Raw genomic sequence first — 18,374 nt, forward strand, 5'->3', positions numbered from 1 at the left:
AGCAACCAAATTAGAAACAAGATAGTTGCCGGCGCTAGTAAACCGACAAGGGTGTAATTTCTAAGGATACTAATCGCTGCTTCCTTTCGATTTTTCCAATATCCAAGAACGCCTGTAAGCACTGGAATTGGATAGATAAGAATCGATAAGGCGAGAGCTATAGTAATGAGGTTGGTGTCAGATCCCGGAGCATCGAACATAAAAATACTGCCCAAAAGACCTATGGGCCAAGCTAGTATACTTATTGCCAAGATCGAATTTATAGCTCCAAAAACTAACTTCAAACCCACCCCCAAGAAACATAACATTACCAGAAAACGCCGATAACCTTTTGACTTTAATATATTTATTATCGAAATCCGTTTTTCCGGCTAATACCCTATTAAACCGGACATTTCTGTTCTGGTATCTCTTTTTTTTTCAGTGTTCAAATACCTAGGTCAATGACCTACAGGCCTAATAGTAATTGGGTTGAATTCAATTGCAATTCTTTTTTGAGAAGCATTTTGCTCAGAGCAAATGCGACATGCAATAAATGCGCGACTGAATTTTCTGAATAGCTGCTCGACTTCTTTATCCCTCCAATAAAAGTTATACTTCTGCCAACTTGTTGAATAGTCGATACTATCGAGCCTTAATGTCCGAACAACCGATGAAAAAGAAAAAAGTCTATATCGCTTATACTGGCGGTACCATTGGGATGAAGCCGAGTGATCAGGGTTTTGTGCCGCAGGAGGGTTTTCTAGAGAATACTCTGGCGAGCTTTCATGAATTTAAGCATCCGGATATGCCGGAGATTACGATTCGTGATTACGCGGAGCCGATTGATTCGGCCAATATGACGCCGGAAGACTGGTATCTGATTGCGCAGGATATTCAGGACAACTACGATGATTATGATGGTTTTGTGGTGTTGCATGGTACCGATACCATGGCATACACGGCATCGGCTTTGTCGTTTATGCTCGAGGGCTTGCAGAAGCCGGTGATTCTGACCGGGTCGCAGATTCCGTTAACGCAGTTGCGCACTGACGCGCGCGATAACCTGATTAATGCAGTCTACTTGGCGGCCAACCACCCTATTCCCGAAGTCTGTCTATTTTTCCACGATCATTTGCATCGCGGCAATCGTTGTATCAAAACCGATGCCGATGGTTTCGCGGCGTTTTCTTCGCCAAATATGCCGCCACTGGCCAGCATTGGCAGCACCATCAAGGTGCGCGAGCATTTAGTCTTTAAACAGAACAAGCCCGAATTGAATGTGCAAAAGTTCAGTTCACCGAAGATTGCCATCCTGACTTTGTTTCCGGGCATTTCCGCGGATCTGGTTAAGGGCTTTTTAAGCCAGCCTCTGGATGGTGTTGTATTGCAGTCTTATGGCGCTGGCAATGCGCCAATTAAGAACCAGGCATTGATGGAAGCAATTCGCGAAGCCTGCGACAAGGGTCAAGTTATCGTTAACTGCACCCAGTGCCTGAAAGGCAGCGTCAATATGGCAACCTACGAAACGGGCAAGGTATTGATGGATGCAGGGGTGATTTCCGGTTATGACATGACCACCGAAGCGGCACTGGCGAAGTTGTATTATTTGTTTAGCCGCGGCATGGATAGACACAGTATTCGCGAGAAGATGATGACCAACTTACGCGGTGAACTGACAGTCCCGGAGTGATTGGTTTGTCGTAGGGACAACTCCTGAGTTATCCCAACCAAGATAGAAATTCGGCGCGCTTCATCTAAGAGCGAAGAGCAGATCCTGATTTTCATCAGGATGACAAGACACTAGGGTTGGATGCAATTCCGGTATGAGGGCATTATTACTGTATAGATAGCTTCAATAAGCAAAAAGCTCCCGAGGGAGCTTTTTTTATGAATACCTTTTCAAGAGTCCATTCACTTTCTAACGCTGCTACGAGGACTGTTTATAGAAACTCTTTCAAATATTCGTAATTTGGCGTTAGCTGTCCTTTATAGACGATCACCGCATCCGCAAGGTCTTTCGGCAAACCGCATTCAGCAAAGGGCTTACTTAAATCCATAGTCATGATTTGTGGCGCGTAGGTGGTCAGGGCTTTAGAAAAATCATTGGAAGCGTCGATAGGCAGTTCACAAGGCAGGTTATCGATAGACATGACGGTAACGCCATCCCAACTGATGCCATCAGTGCTTGCTTCGGTATCGACGTTATAGGTGAAAGCTGGATTGTCGGTGTCGGATGCTTTTGTGGTGCATTCGAGGCTGCCGTTGATATCACAACTGATGTCGCCGATGACTAAAGGCAGCTTATCTTTGAACTGCTTCATGCGCTCTTTAGTCAGGTGTTTCGGATACATCTCTTCCCAATATGGGGTTTGTAGCAGGATATTGAACTTGCCGAGCACTTTATCAAAGGTGCTTTCGTACAACTCTGCACCCTTCTCGACGAATTCTGTCATGCTGAAATCACCACCGTCTTTACGGCGATTAATGTGGCGGCTGCTCAGTACGGCATAGAAGCTACCTTCTGGAAGATTACCGGCTAAAAAATCTTTAGCGCTGACTTTCGGCAGGCCTAGCCATTCGCAGACTTCGATAGAACCTTTACCCACTTTACCGGTGCCGACGACTAACGCGCGGATCGGTTCGCCTTGCGACAGGTCAAATTGTCCCAGTGCCTGTTTTAAGTGCTCAACCGTGCCGTAGGTATGCGTCATTTTCAAATTCGATAATGGAGTCGCTCTATTTTTTTGCGCCAGTTTTTCACCCAGTACAGCAAAACTATCTACGGCACCTGCGATTCCTGCGTAACGACCGAAGGCAATGGTTCTTTGGCCAGTGGCGGGATCAACAATGGGTTCGTAGTCAAACAGGGTCGCTTCTTCATCGAGGAATTTTTGCAATAAGGGCATATTGTATTCCTGCCCTTTAATCGTATGCGAAAAAGCTAAATGGACTTGGCCATGCTTGATTGAATCAACCGGTGGTTCTTTTATGCCAAGCACAAATTCAGCCTGGTCTGGAGAGGAAGGATAAATGGCGCCGGCGGCTTGGTATTCTTGGTCTGAAAAGATGCGGATATCGCAGGGTTCTAGTTCAATGGTAAGGCCTTGTTCGGTTAATGTTTTAACGGCCTTTGGCGTTAAAGGGGCTCGTTTTTCCCACTTATTCTTATGTTCTTTTCGAATAATCGTTTTAAGCATAACTACCCTATTTTGCTGATTTTTTAGATTTAGCTGACTGGAATGATTGTTATTCGTCAGTATTGTCGACTGTTTTGGAATCGATTGTTTTCAAATCAATGGTGTGGCCTTGTTGGCGGAGTCGGTCATTGCTCGACTGGCCTTCAAAGTCGCTACGCATTTTTTTTCCGGTCTGAATTTCACCTTGTGCTGAAATGGTGAACGGCTCGTCGCTGCTATTGTGTCGAGCGTTGTACAACATTATTGCCTGCATGCAGTTCTCGCGTTGCGCTTCTGATAAAGCACTGCCATCTGGCCATTTACCCGTTTCGACCGCTTCAGTGAAACGTTCGACGATGTCAGGCGTTAAAGAATCGACTAGCTTGGCGTAATCTGTTGACACGATTGAAATCTCCACAACAACGGCTTTCTGGGACAACTGAAACGGGAATACTGTTTCCGAGGAACCAGCTTCCCAGAACGAAAGTGGGCGCAATTATCCTCGATTTTGTTATGAGTTGCCAGTATCAAAAAGTAACAGGTCTAAGTTATTGTTTTTCGTGCATTTCCTTTTCAATTTCCTGTAATTGCTTACGAATAAGAACGATATTGTTCAAAATATGAGCTTCAGTATTTTGAGTTCGTTCCAGCGCTTTCTTTTGCTCTTTCACTTCGTCCAGGTTATTCAGTACCAAAGCAATGAACAGGTTGATAATAATAAAGGTGCCTATGACGATAAAGCTGACATAAAATATCCAAGCCCAATCATTCACGGCTAGATCGATATACATAATCTGAGTCCAGCTTTCCAGAGTGACGATACGGAACAGGGTCAGCATTGAGGTACCAAGATCGCCCCAATATTGCGGATTGGTTTCATGGAATAGATTAAAGCCCGCTACGGCGTAGATATAAAACAAAACCAGCATTAGCACCACTACATGGAACATGGAAGGGATGGTTTTGATCAAGGTGGTTACGATCAGACGTAGTTCCGGCAGGACTGAAATCAAACGGGCTACTCGTAATAAGCGAAGCAAACGCCCTATCACTGCAAATTGCCCCGTGAAAGGAATCAGTGCGACCACAACAATCGTAAAATCAAAGACATTCCAACCATCTTTAAAGTACTTTTGTACATTGGGTGCGCAGGCATAAAGCTTTAGAACAACCTCAATAACAAAAATCCAGAGAATAATGGAGTGAGCAAGTTCAATCCAACCGATTTGGTTCTGCGAAAGGCTACGGCTGGTTTCAATACCAATCAAAATACCACTGAGTACAATGACTGAAATAATTATCCGCTCGAACCATTTGTTATGAACTAAAGTATGTACTTTGGCTTGCATAGTGTTTGTCTTTATTTGGCGTCCTGACTGAGAGCCGAAAACTACCAGTAATCAGGGCTTCAGGCAATGACAAAATGTAACCACTATATTCATTCGATAGTAGTCCGATTGACCTGCAAGCTATCGATCTTAAGCATTTGATAAACCAGAACTATAGGAATGTAAAACTGTCAGTCTTTTATACAAAAGTTATAGACCTTTTGTATAAATGTGATAGAGTTAACCAATTATGGGCCTTTTGGTTCACGTTTGGGGTTAGACTCGCATCACAGGGCAACTATGTCACTTAAGGTTAAAATTCCGGCTGACTCATTACAGCTAGGCATGTATGTCGTAGAACTCGACAGGCCTTGGCTTGATGTTCCTTTGATGTTCCAAAAGCTGGTAGTTAAGCGCGAACTAGAGCTGAAAACCCTTAAAGAATACTGCAAATACGTCTATATCGAGGTTGATGAGCAATTCTGGTCGTTGCAAAAAGACAAGCTCAAAGCAAAAGCTAAAACCGCCCCACTTCCCGAAAATACTCCATTACACCATGAGCTTAGACGCGCTCAGGGTACTTATGAAGCTGCACGCGAAGAAGCTATCAACCTATTGGAAATGGCAAAAATGGGAATGAAAATTGATATCTCCCATACCCGTCGGGTGATGCAAAGTTGCATGATCAGCATTATGTCCAATGCCAACGCCCTCTTCTGGTTAACTCGCATCAAAGATAAACACCAGTTTACCGCTGAGCACAGCGTGCGCGTGGCAATACTTGCCATTGCTTTGGGCAAATATCTGAAGTTAGACGAGCAACAACTTGAATTACTGGGCCTATGCGGCATGTTACATGACTTAGGAAAAACCCAAATCCCTGAGGACATCCTTGATAAACCAGGTCTTTTAACCGACATCGAAAAGCGTGTGATGCAAAAGCACACCATTTTAGGCTATGAGCTGGTTAACTCTGATCCAGCCATTAACCACACGGTCAAAGACGTTATTAAGAATCACCATGCGCACATTGATGGTACTGGCTACCCTAACCTGCCAGCTGAGCAACTCAGCCTCTACTGCCGCATTATCAGCATTGTTGATGCTTATGACACCATGACCAGCGATACTTGCTACAGCCGTAGCCGCTCTGCCCGTGACTCCCTTAAAGAGCTGTTCAATCAACGTAATAAGCAGTTTGACGGTGACCTGGTCGAAGCCTTTATTCGTATGCTGGGTATTTATCCGCCCGGTACTTTGGTTGAAATGAGCAATGGCGAAGTTGGCATTGTGATTTCTACCCATCCTGAAAAGAAATTGAAACCTAAAGTTGAGTTGGTTCGTGATTGCGAAGGCAAACTACGTAAATCGCTGATCATCGATCTCAGCAAATGCCCTTCAGACAAATCCGGTATGCGCTACGCGATTAAGCGTCCATTAGCCGATGGCGCCATGGGCTTTGACATGAGAAGTTATATCCAGCAAACGCACCATATTCACGCGACCAGCAGCCGAGAGCATTAATTAGTTAACTTCCTCTTCTCTACAAAACTTTGACGTCAACCTACCTAAACTGACCGTTTGCCAAAACTGATGGCTAAGCGCTTGATTTATAAATCTCATGGCAACACAATGAGCTTTCATAACAATAAGGCTTGTAACGGATCAGAACGGGAATTTTATGACACCAGATTTAGCATTAACTCTATCTGCAGTATTAGCCATCGGGATCGGGGCACAATGGCTGGCTTGGTATCTAAAGCAGCCTTCTATTTTGTTTCTCTTGCTAATCGGTATTATCATCGGTCCTGTGCTTGGCTGGTTTAATCCTGATGAAGCTTTAGGCGATTTACTATTCCCGTTTATATCGTTAGGCGTTGCGGTCATTCTTTTTGAAGGCTCTTTAACGCTGGAATTCCATGAGGTGAAAAGTCATGGTCGCGTGGTGCAACTGCTTGTATCCGTCGGCGTGCTGATCACTATCGCCATTGCTGGCTTGGCAGCTTACTTCCTGTTTGATATGCACCCATTAATTGCTCTACTGTTCGGTGCGCTGGTTTGCGTGACAGGCCCCACAGTCATCATTCCGATCCTACGCAACTTACGAGCCAATAAAAACATCAGCAATGTTCTACGTTGGGAAGGTATTATTATCGACCCAATCGGCGCCATTGCCGTGGTTCTGGTCTATGAGTACATTATCTCAGGCGGTTCAGGCGAAGGAGCCTTAGTATTGTTCGGTAAAATTATCATGGTAGGCGCCGTGTTAGGTTTGGCTGGTGCTGCATTTTTAGCAACCTTGATTAAAAGGCATTGGATTCCTGAGTATCTACGCAACATTTTCACTCTCGCCTTCGTACTACTAGTTTTCTCTCTGTCTAATCATATTGAGCATGAGTCAGGACTGTTAACGGTCACAATTCTTGGTGTAGCGCTTGCTAACTGGCCTAAGTTCCCCAAAGACGACATTCTCGATTTTAAAGAGGAGTTATCGATTCTCTTAATTTCCGTGCTGTTTATTGTTCTGGCGGCAAGGCTCAATTTAGAAAGCGTGCAACAAATCGGCTATACCAGTTTGATTCTGCTAGCGATCATCATGTTCGTGGCCCGCCCGCTTGGAGTTTGGGCTTCGAGTATCGGCTCGAAACTAAAGACTAATGAAAAGATCATGATTAGCTGGATTGGTCCGCGCGGTATTGTTGCGGCTGCCATCTCTTCCTTATTCGCCATTCGGCTGGAAGGATCCGGTTTGGCCGGTACTGAGTATTTAGTGCCTTTAGTGTTCATAATAATCATCGGCACCGTCATGATACAAAGCTTAAGCGCTGCCTTCGTGGGTAATCTACTGGGTGTTCGTGAAAAGTCGAATAACGGTGTGCTGATCATCGGAAGTAATCCCGTTGCGTTGACTGTAGCAAAGGCACTGAAAGATCATAAAGTGGATGTGCTGATGGCGCATAACAATTACAGTAATATTGCTAAGGCTCGCATGGATGGTATTCGTGTTTACTTTGGTAATCCCGTTTCCGAACATGCCGACAGAAATCTCGACTTAATCGGTTTTGGCCATGTGTTTGCTATGAGCATGGACCAGGAACTTAATAGTTTGAGTGAACTGAACTTCAGGCACACATTTGGCAAACAGAATATCTATCGTTTGCGTTCAAACAAAGACAAGGTCAAAAACAATAATGACCGTCAGGGAAAAGATGAGTACTGGCAGTCACCCTGGCTTTTTGGTGAGTCGGTAACTTATGGGCAGCTGGCCAGCATGATTGCTAAAAATGCCAAGATCAAGGTTACAGAAATAACGGAAAACTACAGTTTTGAACAATACCAAAAAGACAACCAAAACTACGTCGCCCTATTTATGATCGACAAGAATGACACCATGAAAGTCTTCTCATCTGAAACCGAAGGTAAGAGCATTAAGGAAGAAACGAAAATCATCTCAATCGTCATGGACTCACAAGACCCAAAGGGTGAACGTCCAACGCCTGCCGGAGCTCAGAAAGAACAGTTCCAGAAGATGGCAGAGAAAGAAAAAGGTACGTACTAGATAACTCTAAACGAAATAAAGAGTGTTAGTCAGACTCACTGTTTAACACTCTTTGTTTTAGCTAAGTTACTCTTTTGGCTCCGTGATTGAAGTGCTTAGAGTGATTTGTTTATTACTCAACGACTGCTCAAAATCTTGCGCAAAAAGTGCATTCCAACTTTCAGGTTTGGAAACATTCTCGATACAAACCCAACAATCTCTTTGCTTTTGCTTGCCATAATACAGAGCCAGGTCAGCAAGCTTCACCAGATTATTCCATGAAATATCTTTCTCATTCTTTGCTACGCTAGGGTAAATCACTGAACCGATGGTACAGGTCAAATCAATAGATTGATTTTCCAGCACTTGATAAGGCTCTCGTTTTACCGCATCAATGAGACGCTGCGCCAGGACTTGCAAGCCCTCAGCCTGCTCCAGCCTCGCTACCAATAAAAATTCTTCGCCGCCCCAACGCACGAATAGGTCGGCATCACGAATCGTTTCATTAATACGCTGGGCAAACCCCACAAGCGCCTTATCACCCGCTGCATGGCCGTAGGTATCATTGACACGTTTAAAATGATCAATATCAATTAAATAAACACCCATTACCGGGGCACCAGGGTGCACTTGTGAGCGTTTGATAAAACCCATCTCCCGCTCAATGTTTTGCTCAAGAAAACGTCTATTGTTCAGTCCTGTCAATACGTCTATAACACTAAGCTTTTCAAACTGTTCGGCTAAACGTCGTTTTTGATTTAATCGGATGACCGTAATAAGGATAAGTAACATCAGGATTAGTGAGAGCGCTATCACCAACCGAATCTGCCCTTCTTGTCTTTCCTGGAGAGCTGTTTTCAATGCAATTTCTTTTTCGAGCAGCTCGTTTTTCAGTCGCGACTCTTGTTGAAGTCGGTGGAGCTCTACGGTTGAAACCGTCGATGATGCGCTATGCTTCATCTGACTCTCTAGCTTTTCATTATACAACCCATAAAACTTTTCCTGTCCCTGATTACGAATAGCATCGTCTTTCAATTCTGATAGGCGTTTATAAACATCAATCTTAACTTCCAGTGGAACATTAGGGTGCAGAGGAAGGCAGACATTTAAATCGGCCTCTTGCTGTAACTTAAATTTAACAAGCTCTCGATAGCAGTATAGATAGGAAAATTCAGTATTATTAACTTGAGGTTGCTTGTAAGAACGAGCTAAGAAAGCTTCTGCCTCTTGATTACGACCAAGCTCTACTGCCGACAAGGCAGAAAAGAGTAAGGAGGACATTTTAAGATGAGAGATGGAAATATCTGAACCATTGATGATCTTGAACCACTGCAAAGCATTCTCATAATCGTAAAGATGGAGGGTGTAGGCTACCCCGATATTAAACTGAGGAATAACGATACTGGTGGTAATATTTTCTGCTGAGGCCTGCTCTTCTTGCAGTTTCTCTTTTATCCGCTCAATTGATTGTTTGAGAAGTTCTATTCCCTTTAATACATATTCTTCATCACCATGCACAATGTACAAGGTGGCCGTGTTAACCATAGCGTCATTAAGCACATAAAAATCTAAATGTTCTCCCATCGACAAAGCTTCTTCATAGCTTTTGAATGCAAGATCAATATCACCATGGCCTGACTGATACCAACCCATGGAATTTAAGGTTTGTGCTACCATCTCTTTGTTATCGGCTTCAACAGCATCCTGGTAGAGTTTTAAAAGGTTATCAAGGCGATTGTCATAACTGATGTCGCTAACCTGGATACAGGCAAAACGGTATCGTAGGTCAAATGACAAAGGCGGATTTGTTTGGCAAACCTCTTGAGCTTCGGAGTTCCTAAAATTAAAGAAATGCTCAAAAGCTAAGACTCTTTGGAAATTATAACTTTCAACAGGAGTAGCGGCCTGGTCAATTTGAGAGTTTAACCAGTCGAGACGACCTTCAGGCGACATCTGCTCAAAGAACTCGGGGAATGGTTCCAACTGTTGTAGTTCTTCAAGGGTAATTGCTTCTTCAGGAAGAGCTGGCTCTTCGTCTTCTGCGGCCAGAGCTTTACCCGAAAATCCATTCAGCCCAGCTATGCCCAAGATTATTAGGAGTAAGATCGTACGAATAGTGCTTATTTGTGACTGCATCATTGTTATCAATCCACTATGGCCTACTTCGATTGTAACAATCTCTCATACTTTGTCTATTTTTGATATATCTGAAAATTATTCATTATCCAATTACTTTTAAAAATAGCGAAAGAGGCAGAGTTAGAGCTTTATCCACATAATCCCACAAGCATGAGAAACTTTGGGCGAGTTGGATAAGGTTAATATCCATCCGAGAACAAAACTCTTTGAATACCGCGTACTGTCCATGGACCTTTTCCACCACCCGCGAGTGGCATCAGGCGGTAGCGTTTTTCGCCGTTGGGTTTGGTTTCGGTATTAAGGATATGGACAATCTGATTAGCCAGCTTACTGCCGGCTATCTGGGTTTTCCATGAGCGATAACCTTTTGGCCATTGGAGTGTGTATTGGCGCGGACGTGTGCCGCCCCAGCCAGGAACGGTGCCAATGTTTTGGAAGCGGTTGCCAAGCTCTGTGACACCTGCTTCGGCAAGTAGAAAATCAAGGCGCGAGATTACCGAACTGGCGACTCTGCTGTTCCAACTAATCAATGGTAAGCGGTCTGGTTGTCCTTCCAGGTGTGCGGTACAAAGAGCTGCTAAATAAGTCCAGCCGCTGTTCATTTTTGCATCGGAGTTTGCATCAGCATTGATTGCTGCTTTAATCACTTTCTTGATGTTGTCGACGGTAACTTCTTTTTGTGGCGTGCCGCTAACATTAAATAACTCAGTGACTGTTTTGACCGCCATTTCGCGCCATTCGTCATCCCAGTCTTCGCCCCGCTCCAGTGTTTTCGCTAATTCATTGGCTCGATAAGACAAGGGGTCAACTGCAGCATAGTGCAGTGCATAGCTGATGCGCGGCTTGGGCCAGAAATAAGCAAGCAAGCGATCATGCCAACCTGCGACAGCTTCTCCTGCAGGCTTTTTCAGGTAATAGGCCTGATAAGGTGCATCTTCAATCCAACGCACCAGTGCGCGAACAAATTCCAAATCATCAGCCTCTTTTTCGGGTATATAAGGCGGGTAAGTATCTTCACCAATCAGTTCGATACCTTGATCATCCAGCACAACCGGATCATCGGATTTCACTTCGATATCTGCCTGAACACGAGCTTCAGCATAATTCATATAGGTATCTTGCTCGGCGAAACTCATGCTATCCCAGAAGGCAAGCGCATGGTCGCTCAAACAGGCCGCTGGCTCTTCGCTACCAGAGTCATAACCGATGGTTGCTTGTTTGAGAAAGTCGATATGGTCGCGTAGGAAAGTATCATCAACCTGCGCATTATTACGGTAGGCCCAGGGCACCATCATGCGAGCAAGCACTTCAAGGGTGAAACGTCTGTCCTGACGAATGAGGTCACTCAGGCTTTTGTCGCTTAAACCAATCGGCATTTTGCCGTATTTCCAGGCATGACGCTGCGCATCATGGGTCGGCGAGAACCGTTTAAACCAAACTTTCCAGGCTGCGATAAAGAATCCAGCACTGATTTCGAAGTCTTCGGCCTGCTTGAATGTGACTCTCATACTTTCCCTAAGTGATTACTTTTTAAGTAACAAATAAGATAGCTGTATTGCCGCTCTACTGCAAATATAAAGCGCAAACCATATTCCACATATAACTAACTTTTTGCAGATACTCATGGCCACTATCAACATCTTGCCAAGATCGCTATAATTCCGCGGCAATTCTAACAATTACTAGTCATTTGGCATGAAGCTCGATTTACCGCAGATCACTGATAAAACCAATTTTGTCCATTATCTGGATGGCCTGGCTGGTTCCAGCCGTGCGCTCGCCTTTGCCAAGCTCGCTGAGCAACGCGAGCAACCGATTGTGGTCATCAGTGATGACACGCCTGCATTGTGGCAATTACAAAAAGAAATTCGCTATTTTCTGGGCAAAGATTCGGACATTCCGGTATTGGTGTTCCCTGACTGGGAAACTCTGCCTTATGACAACTTCTCGCCACATCAGGACATTGTTTCCGAGCGTTTGCTGACGCTTTATAACCTTCCTCGATTGAAACACGGTATTGTGTTGATTGCCGTCAACACACTATTGCAACGCTTACCGCCGCAGGAATACATTGAACAAAACAGTCTGATTGTCCACACCGGGCAAAAACTGGATATGCACGAAGTCCGTAGGTTGTTTGAAGAAAGTGGTTACCACTCGGTGAATCAAGTCTTTTCGCATGGAGAATACGCGGTCAGAGGCTCCATTCTCGATGTGTTCCCGATGGGTTCGGAACAACCACTACGCTTAGACTTTTTCGACGATGAAATCGACAGCATCCGCTATTTTGATCCGGAAAGTCAGCTCTCTGATGAAAAGATTAATAAGTTTGAATTACTGCCAGCCAAAGAATTCCCGCTGGATGAGGAAGGCATCGGCAGCTTCAGACAGAATTTCCGTGCAGAGTTTGAAGTCAATCTGCAACGCGTCTGGCTCTATCAGGAGGTCAGCAATGGCAACTCGCCAGCGGGTATTGAATATTACCTGCCATTGTTTTTTGAGAAACTCGATACTTTCTTCGATTATTTGCCTCAACAATCGCTAATTTGTACGCTGGGCGATCATCAGCTACACGCAGAACATTACTGGGACGAAATCACCGAGCGTTACGAGCAACGCCGCCATGATATCGAACGTCCGATTATCGAGCCCAAAAAGCTGTACCTTGAAGCCAGTGAGCTTAACTCACAGCTGAAACAACATATCCGTGTTCATATCAAGCCGGAACGTCCTGATGCCGAGTATCAGGCCAGCCCAATGCCAATGATGGCGATTGATCATAAAGCCAAGGATCAGGTTAATCAGTTCAGAAGCTTTTTACAGCAATGGACTGGACAGTGTTTTATCGCCACCGAGTCGCCCGGTCGCCGCGAAGCTTTAAAAGACTTATTGGCGCGCAATGACATCCAGTCCTCAGTGATTGAGCAATGGAGTGAAGCCTCTACTGCTAAAGGTTTGGTTATCGGTGTTGCACCGCTAAGTAAAGGTTTCGCCTTATCTGACCTGGCCGTTATTACCGAAACCGAATTATTCGGCGAACACGTCATTAAGACTCGCCGCCGTGATAATAAAGGCGCAGACCAAGCCGAAGATATGATCCGCAACCTGGCGGAGCTAAAGGAAGGCGACCCAGTCGTGCATATCGAGCAAGGCATTGGCCGTTATCGCGGTCTGGTGAAATTAGAAAGCGGTGACATCGAAGCCGAATACCTGATGATTGAGTACTCCGGCGGCGATAAGCTGTATTTGCCGGTTCAGTCATTGCACTTGATTGGGCGTTATTCCGGCACCAATCCTGAGCTTGCGCCATGGCATAAGCTAGGCACTGAGCAATGGGATAAAGCCCGCCAGAAAGCAGCTGAGAAGGCGCGCGATGTGGCTGCTGAATTGCTCGATATTTACGCCCGTCGTGCCGCCAAAGAAGGTATACAATATCAGCTGGATGAAGCTGAGTATCGCAAGTTCTGCGCTGAGTTTGCTTTTGAAGAGACGGTCGATCAAACCACTTCGATTAATGCTGTAATTCGTGATATGACTTCGCACCTGCCAATGGATCGCCTGGTCTGTGGTGATGTGGGTTTTGGTAAAACTGAAGTGGCCTTACGTGCTGCCTTTATCGCAGCTCAATCCGGCAAACAGGTTGCAGTGTTAGTTCCAACCACCCTGCTTGCTCAACAGCATTTTGAGACTTTCAGTGATCGCTTTGCCGACTGGCCGATGAAAGTGGCCAGCTTGTCCCGCTTTGCGACCAACAAAGAAGTACAAGCTACTTTAAAAGGCCTTGAAGATGGCACTGTTGACATCGTGGTCGGCACTCATAAGCTAATTCAGCAGGATGTTAAATTTAAGCGTCTGGGTTTGCTGATTATTGATGAAGAACATCGCTTTGGTGTGCGTCAAAAAGAACAGCTTAAGAAATTCCGTACCGAAGTGGATATCTTGACCTTAACCGCTACTCCAATCCCGCGAACCTTAAATATGTCGATGTCAGGTATGCGCGACTTGTCTATTATCGCTACGCCTCCTGCGCGACGACTGTCAGTAAAAACCTTTGTTCGCGAATATCATAAGCCGCTGATCCGTGAGGCTATACTGCGTGAGGTTTTACGCGGTGGTCAGGTTTACTTCCTGCATAATGCGGTGGACACCATTCAGCGTACCGTAGAGGAGCTTCAGGAATTATTGCCCGAAGCGCGCATCCAATTGGCGCATGGCCAGATGCGCGAACGTGAACTGGAACAGGTAATGCGTGATTTTTATCATCAACGTTTTAATGTTCTGGTCTGTACTACCATTGTCGAAACCGGTATTGATAACCCTAACGCCAATACCATGATTATCGATCGTGCGGATAAGTTTGGCTTAGCACAACTGCATCAACTGCGCGGCCGGGTCGGACGTTCGCACCACCAGGCTTACGCTTATTTGCTCACTCCAGCCGGACGAAAAATCACCAAGGATGCTGAGAAGCGCTTGGATGCCATCGCTTCCTTAGAAGACCTAGGCGCGGGCTTCACGCTTGCAACTCATGATCTGGAAATCCGCGGTGCGGGTGAGTTATTAGGCGATGAGCAATCGGGACAAATGCAGGCGGTTGGCTTTAACCTTTATATGGACATGCTCGAAGATGCGGTTAAAGCTCTTAAAGAAGGCAAAGAGCCATCGCTACAGCAAAGCCTAAAACAGAAAACTGAGATCGACCTGAGCGTCCCTGCCCTTATTCCAGATGATTATATTGGTGACGTGGCTACACGCTTATCGCTATACAAACGAATCGCCAGCGCTAAAACCAAAGAGCAACTGGATGGCTTGCAAGTCGAGTTTATTGACCGCTTTGGCTTATTGCCAGAGCAGCTGAAAAACCTGTTTACTGTCACTGAGCTGGCCTTAAGAGTTCAACCACTGGGTATCAGCAAAATTGACTTGGTACGTAGCGGTATACGCATACGCTTTGCGCAAGATGCACAGGTTGATCCGGCAAAGCTAATTCGCTTAATCCAGCTCAACCCTTCGCGCTATCGTTTTGAACAAAATGTCATTCTGAAGATTTTGACAGAAGAGGAAGACATAGCACCGTTACTCAAAGAAATTGACACGGTTATTGAGAAGATTTCGTAAAGTTTGAAACCCTGCCCAGTCAACACAATTATGGCTGGGCTTTCCCTTCATTCATGGTAAACTCTAACCACTAAACGCTTTAACCAATAGACTTATGAGTAAAAGAATCATTATCTTAGCAGCCTGCTTAATGCTTGCTTTCAGCACAAGCTCTGCTATTGCACAAAGTATTTTTGATGTTGAATTTATTGTCTTCAAGCGTATTGATCAGCAAGACAATGCTGCTCAGGTTAAAGAAAGCAATTTGCCTGAACTTGACGATGAAATCTCTTTGAATGAATTGCCTGAAGATTACAGCAAGCTTTCAGCAAACCAGTTCAGACTTGAGGGCGTTTATAATCGCTTAAAAACCAGTCCGAATATCAGACCATTATTACACTTCGGTTGGCGACAGCCATTGATGGATAAAGAAGATACTCCATGGTTGCATTACAGCCTTACAGACGAAGCTGAAAGTGAAGGCCTAGAAGAGTTCGAGGGTGTGATTCGATTTAGCCGTAATCAAGGATTGTTACTGGAACATAAGGTCATTGGCTTTAAACCCATGCGCATCCCTGAAGAGTTTCGTACGTCAGAGCGCCAAAACTCTTCGTTCGACAACGCTGATAATGATAGTAACGCCATCTTAGTTAACGATGAAGCCTTAAATGAACAGGTTATTGTCAATCACCAGATGCCCGATCAACTACACGGGTATTTTGTTCTATCAGAAAATCGCAAGGTCAAGCTGGATGAACTGCACTATTTTGATCACCCCAACATGGGAATTCTACTCAAAGTGACCCCTCATAAAGCCAGCCTGGAAGAACAGGAAGCGCTTGAGAATCCATAACCTCTTTTGAATATAGAACAATAACTTAATCAGGAAGATACATGAGCAATATATTAGTCATTGGTGGCGGTATGGTCGGTAGCGTCATTGCACGCGACCTATCTGAAAAATATGACGTCACTGTTGCTGATGTTAGCAATACACGCTTAAAGCTTCTTAAAAAACGTCACCCTTCGTTCGCCACCATGGAATTGGATGTTATGGACCTCAAGAATGTACAAAGCGCGGTTAAGCCCTTTGACCTTGTGGTCTGTGGTGTGCCTGGTCATCTTGGATTTAAGGCACTGAAGAACATCATTGAGTCCGGAAAAAATGTAGTCGATATTTCTTTCGCTCCGGAGAACTCTTTGGAACTGGATTACCTGGCTAAGAAGCACAAGGTTACCGCAGTAATCGATGCCGGTGTTGCTCCAGGAATGGATAACCTATTATTGGGTTTTCATAATACCAGGATGGAAGTCAGTCATTTCGAGTGTTTGGTTGGTGGCTTGCCTAAAATCCGCAAAAAACCTTTTGAATATAAAGCAGCATTCTCACCAATTGACGTCATTGCAGAATATACCCGCCCCGCCCGCTTTTTTGAGCATGGCCGCATGATGACACGCGAAGCCTTAAGTGATCGTGAACTGGTTGAATTCGAGAAGATAGGAACCCTTGAAGCCTTTAATACAGATGGGCTACGTTCGCTGATGTTCACCATGAATAATGTCCCTAACATGAAAGAAAAAACGCTTCGTTATCCTGGTCATGTGGATGCCATCAGAACCTTAAAAGCCAGTGGCTTTTTCAGTAAAGACAAAGTGTCTGTTCGTGGTCTTGAGGTTACGCCATTAGAAGTCACTTCTGAGATTTTAATTAACGAATGGAAACTTAAACCCAAAGAAGAAGAATTCACCATTATGCGGGTGACCATTCATGGCCAGGAAGGTGAAAAACATAAAGAATATGTTTACACCATGTACGATGAATATGACAAGATCAAGCATGAAACTTCCATGGCTCGAACTACAGGGTTCACAGCTAACGCTATTTGCCAATTGCTACTGAAAGAAAAATTTGATAAAAAAGGTGTGTTTGCACCTGAGCACATTGGTGGACACACTGATTGCTGTAAAACGGTTTTAGATTATCTAGAAGAACGAAAAGTCCACTACCGTTTAGAGGAAAATGTTTTATCAACCTGAGGCCATAGAAGGCCTCATTTGTGAGACGACACCATGTCAACTAAAACGCAACACATGCTTCACCTGCATATCGAACTGGAACATCTTAACCTTCCTGTTTGGCGCGATATTCTCATTGATCCAAACGCTAATCTTGAAGACCTTCATTACGCCATTCAAGCCATTTTTGGCTGGGAAGATTATCAGCAACACGAATTCCAGATAGAGGGAAAACGTTATGGCTATATTGACCCAGAAGGCGGTGGTGATGAGAAGTGGCTCAATGAGGCGAACACTGCTATCACCAATGTTTTAAAGAACAAGGACGATAGCATTGAATACACCTATGACTTTGCTGACCATTGGCATCATAAAATTACTCTTGTCGGTTACTCCGAAGCTCAATCCGATAACTATGTAGAGTGCATTGATGGTAAAAATGCCTGTCCCCCGGAGGATGCAGGCGGTGTTGCTGGTTACGAACATCTACTCAACGTGTTGCGCTCTCCCAATCACTTTGAACATGAAGAAGTCAGAGAGTGGTTTGGAGAAGGATTCTCGCCCAATCGTTTCAGTATTACCGAAGCCAACACAAGCCTCCAGGAGAGCTTTAGCTACGAGGACGAATAATTTACTGATAAACCAATGGAGGTCCAATGAAGCCAATTAAGCCATTGACGGATCAACATATTGAAGAAGTTAAAGAGCATTTTGATTATTTTGATAGAGATAATAATGGCCAAATCGACATTAATGAATTCGAGTATTTATTGAAGGTACTGTCACCTGACGCAACCGTTGAGCAAGTTAAGCGTGGTTTTGACTTAGTAGACAAAAACCATAGCACTCACATCGAGTTTGATGAGTTTCTAGAATGGTGGGAAACTTGCTGGTGGGAGTTCTAAGGCTATATCAACTCATTGAGCTAACCTCTTGAGCAATAAAGGCGTATTTCAAATGAAATGCGCCTTTTCCATTAATAAATCTAATCAATCAATCACCACTCATAACCCCAGCCCATACAACAGCTCTGACCAGCGCAATCATTGATTAATCTTTAACCAGCAGATCCAAAATTAACTGGCGAAAAATGCCCTC

General features: G+C 44.6%; 13 protein-coding genes. 8 read left to right on the forward strand and 5 right to left on the reverse strand.

The annotated features are described in order from the left end of the window. Nucleotides 1-652 precede the first annotated feature (652 nt). Nucleotides 653-1,672, forward strand: a complete 1,020-nt coding sequence (gene ansA / locus ACN0VI_RS09005) for an asparaginase (protein ID WP_417446587.1) — start codon at nucleotides 653-655, stop codon at nucleotides 1,670-1,672. 250 nt (nucleotides 1,673-1,922) lie between these two features. On the opposite strand, the gene ACN0VI_RS09010 is transcribed toward ansA, so the two are convergent. The 3 genes from ACN0VI_RS09010 to ACN0VI_RS09020 all read right to left on the reverse strand — a co-directional run bounded on the left by ACN0VI_RS09010 (nucleotide 1,923) and on the right by ACN0VI_RS09020 (nucleotide 4,507). Further along, a complete protein-coding gene (locus ACN0VI_RS09010) occupies nucleotides 1,923-3,179 on the reverse strand; it encodes a bifunctional lysine ketoglutarate reductase /saccharopine dehydrogenase family protein (protein ID WP_417446511.1) in 1,257 nt (418 codons plus the stop codon). Nucleotides 3,180-3,228: 49 nt separating this feature from the next. After that, the gene (locus ACN0VI_RS09015; RefSeq protein ID WP_417446512.1) at nucleotides 3,229-3,561 is read right to left on the reverse strand and encodes a YeaC family protein; all 333 of its coding nucleotides are present in this window, start codon (nucleotides 3,559-3,561) and stop codon (nucleotides 3,229-3,231) included. 145 nt (nucleotides 3,562-3,706) lie between these two features. Then, the gene (locus ACN0VI_RS09020) at nucleotides 3,707-4,507 is read right to left on the reverse strand and encodes an ion transporter (RefSeq protein ID WP_417446513.1); all 801 of its coding nucleotides are present in this window, start codon (nucleotides 4,505-4,507) and stop codon (nucleotides 3,707-3,709) included. A gap of 279 nt (nucleotides 4,508-4,786) precedes the next feature. On the opposite strand from ACN0VI_RS09020, the gene ACN0VI_RS09025 reads away from it, so the two are divergent. After that, a complete protein-coding gene (locus ACN0VI_RS09025; protein ID WP_331891064.1) occupies nucleotides 4,787-6,010 on the forward strand; it encodes an HD-GYP domain-containing protein in 1,224 nt (407 codons plus the stop codon). A 157-nt stretch (nucleotides 6,011-6,167) separates the two neighbouring features. Continuing rightward, on the forward strand, nucleotides 6,168-8,045 hold the full coding sequence (locus ACN0VI_RS09030) for a cation:proton antiporter (protein WP_417446514.1): 1,878 nt from the start codon (nucleotides 6,168-6,170) through the stop codon (nucleotides 8,043-8,045). A 66-nt stretch (nucleotides 8,046-8,111) separates the two neighbouring features. Here ACN0VI_RS09030 and ACN0VI_RS09035 read toward each other — a convergent pair whose 3' ends face one another. Together ACN0VI_RS09035 and ACN0VI_RS09040 are read right to left on the reverse strand one after the other, a co-directional pair. Next, the gene (locus tag ACN0VI_RS09035; protein WP_417446515.1) at nucleotides 8,112-10,163 is read right to left on the reverse strand and encodes a diguanylate cyclase; all 2,052 of its coding nucleotides are present in this window, start codon (nucleotides 10,161-10,163) and stop codon (nucleotides 8,112-8,114) included. 179 nt (nucleotides 10,164-10,342) lie between these two features. Further along, nucleotides 10,343-11,671: a hypothetical protein gene (locus tag ACN0VI_RS09040; protein WP_417446516.1), complete on the reverse strand. Its 1,329-nt coding sequence runs from the start codon at nucleotides 11,669-11,671 to the stop codon at nucleotides 10,343-10,345. A 187-nt stretch (nucleotides 11,672-11,858) separates the two neighbouring features. Between ACN0VI_RS09040 and mfd the strand changes: the two genes are divergently transcribed. The 5 genes from mfd (at nucleotide 11,859) to ACN0VI_RS09065 (ending at nucleotide 18,181) form a co-directional block, all read left to right on the forward strand. Next, the gene (gene mfd, locus ACN0VI_RS09045; protein ID WP_417446517.1) at nucleotides 11,859-15,281 is read left to right on the forward strand and encodes a transcription-repair coupling factor; all 3,423 of its coding nucleotides are present in this window, start codon (nucleotides 11,859-11,861) and stop codon (nucleotides 15,279-15,281) included. A 94-nt stretch (nucleotides 15,282-15,375) separates the two neighbouring features. Continuing rightward, nucleotides 15,376-16,113 (forward strand): CsiV family protein, encoded by a 738-nt coding sequence (locus ACN0VI_RS09050; protein WP_331891058.1) that lies wholly within the window; start codon nucleotides 15,376-15,378, stop codon nucleotides 16,111-16,113. 41 nt (nucleotides 16,114-16,154) lie between these two features. Then, a complete protein-coding gene (locus ACN0VI_RS09055; protein WP_331891057.1) occupies nucleotides 16,155-17,297 on the forward strand; it encodes a saccharopine dehydrogenase C-terminal domain-containing protein in 1,143 nt (380 codons plus the stop codon). Between the two features lie 33 nt (nucleotides 17,298-17,330). Next, nucleotides 17,331-17,906 (forward strand): plasmid pRiA4b ORF-3 family protein, encoded by a 576-nt coding sequence (locus ACN0VI_RS09060; protein ID WP_417446518.1) that lies wholly within the window; start codon nucleotides 17,331-17,333, stop codon nucleotides 17,904-17,906. 26 nt (nucleotides 17,907-17,932) lie between these two features. Then, entirely contained in the window at nucleotides 17,933-18,181 is a 249-nt protein-coding gene (locus ACN0VI_RS09065; RefSeq protein ID WP_417446519.1) for an EF-hand domain-containing protein, read from the forward strand. Nucleotides 18,182-18,374: the final 193 nt, after the last annotated feature.

Source organism: Kangiella sp., assembly GCF_048265365.1.
Lineage (GTDB): Bacteria > Pseudomonadota > Gammaproteobacteria > Enterobacterales > Kangiellaceae > Kangiella.

Coding starts and splice junctions, on each gene's coding strand:
- ACN0VI_RS09025 (WP_331891064.1), top strand. CDS start 4,787: ATGTCACTTAAGGTTAAAATTCCGGCTGACTCATTACAGCTAGGCATG.
- ACN0VI_RS09050 (WP_331891058.1), top strand. CDS start 15,376: ATGAGTAAAAGAATCATTATCTTAGCAGCCTGCTTAATGCTTGCTTTC.
- ACN0VI_RS09030 (WP_417446514.1), top strand. CDS start 6,168: ATGACACCAGATTTAGCATTAACTCTATCTGCAGTATTAGCCATCGGG.
- ACN0VI_RS09065 (WP_417446519.1), top strand. CDS start 17,933: ATGAAGCCAATTAAGCCATTGACGGATCAACATATTGAAGAAGTTAAA.
- ACN0VI_RS09060 (WP_417446518.1), top strand. CDS start 17,331: ATGTCAACTAAAACGCAACACATGCTTCACCTGCATATCGAACTGGAA.
- ACN0VI_RS09020 (WP_417446513.1), bottom strand. CDS start 4,507: ATGCAAGCCAAAGTACATACTTTAGTTCATAACAAATGGTTCGAGCGG.
- ACN0VI_RS09035 (WP_417446515.1), bottom strand. CDS start 10,163: ATGATGCAGTCACAAATAAGCACTATTCGTACGATCTTACTCCTAATA.
- ansA (WP_417446587.1), top strand. CDS start 653: ATGAAAAAGAAAAAAGTCTATATCGCTTATACTGGCGGTACCATTGGG.
- mfd (WP_417446517.1), top strand. CDS start 11,859: ATGAAGCTCGATTTACCGCAGATCACTGATAAAACCAATTTTGTCCAT.
- ACN0VI_RS09055 (WP_331891057.1), top strand. CDS start 16,155: ATGAGCAATATATTAGTCATTGGTGGCGGTATGGTCGGTAGCGTCATT.
- ACN0VI_RS09010 (WP_417446511.1), bottom strand. CDS start 3,179: ATGCTTAAAACGATTATTCGAAAAGAACATAAGAATAAGTGGGAAAAA.
- ACN0VI_RS09040 (WP_417446516.1), bottom strand. CDS start 11,671: ATGAGAGTCACATTCAAGCAGGCCGAAGACTTCGAAATCAGTGCTGGA.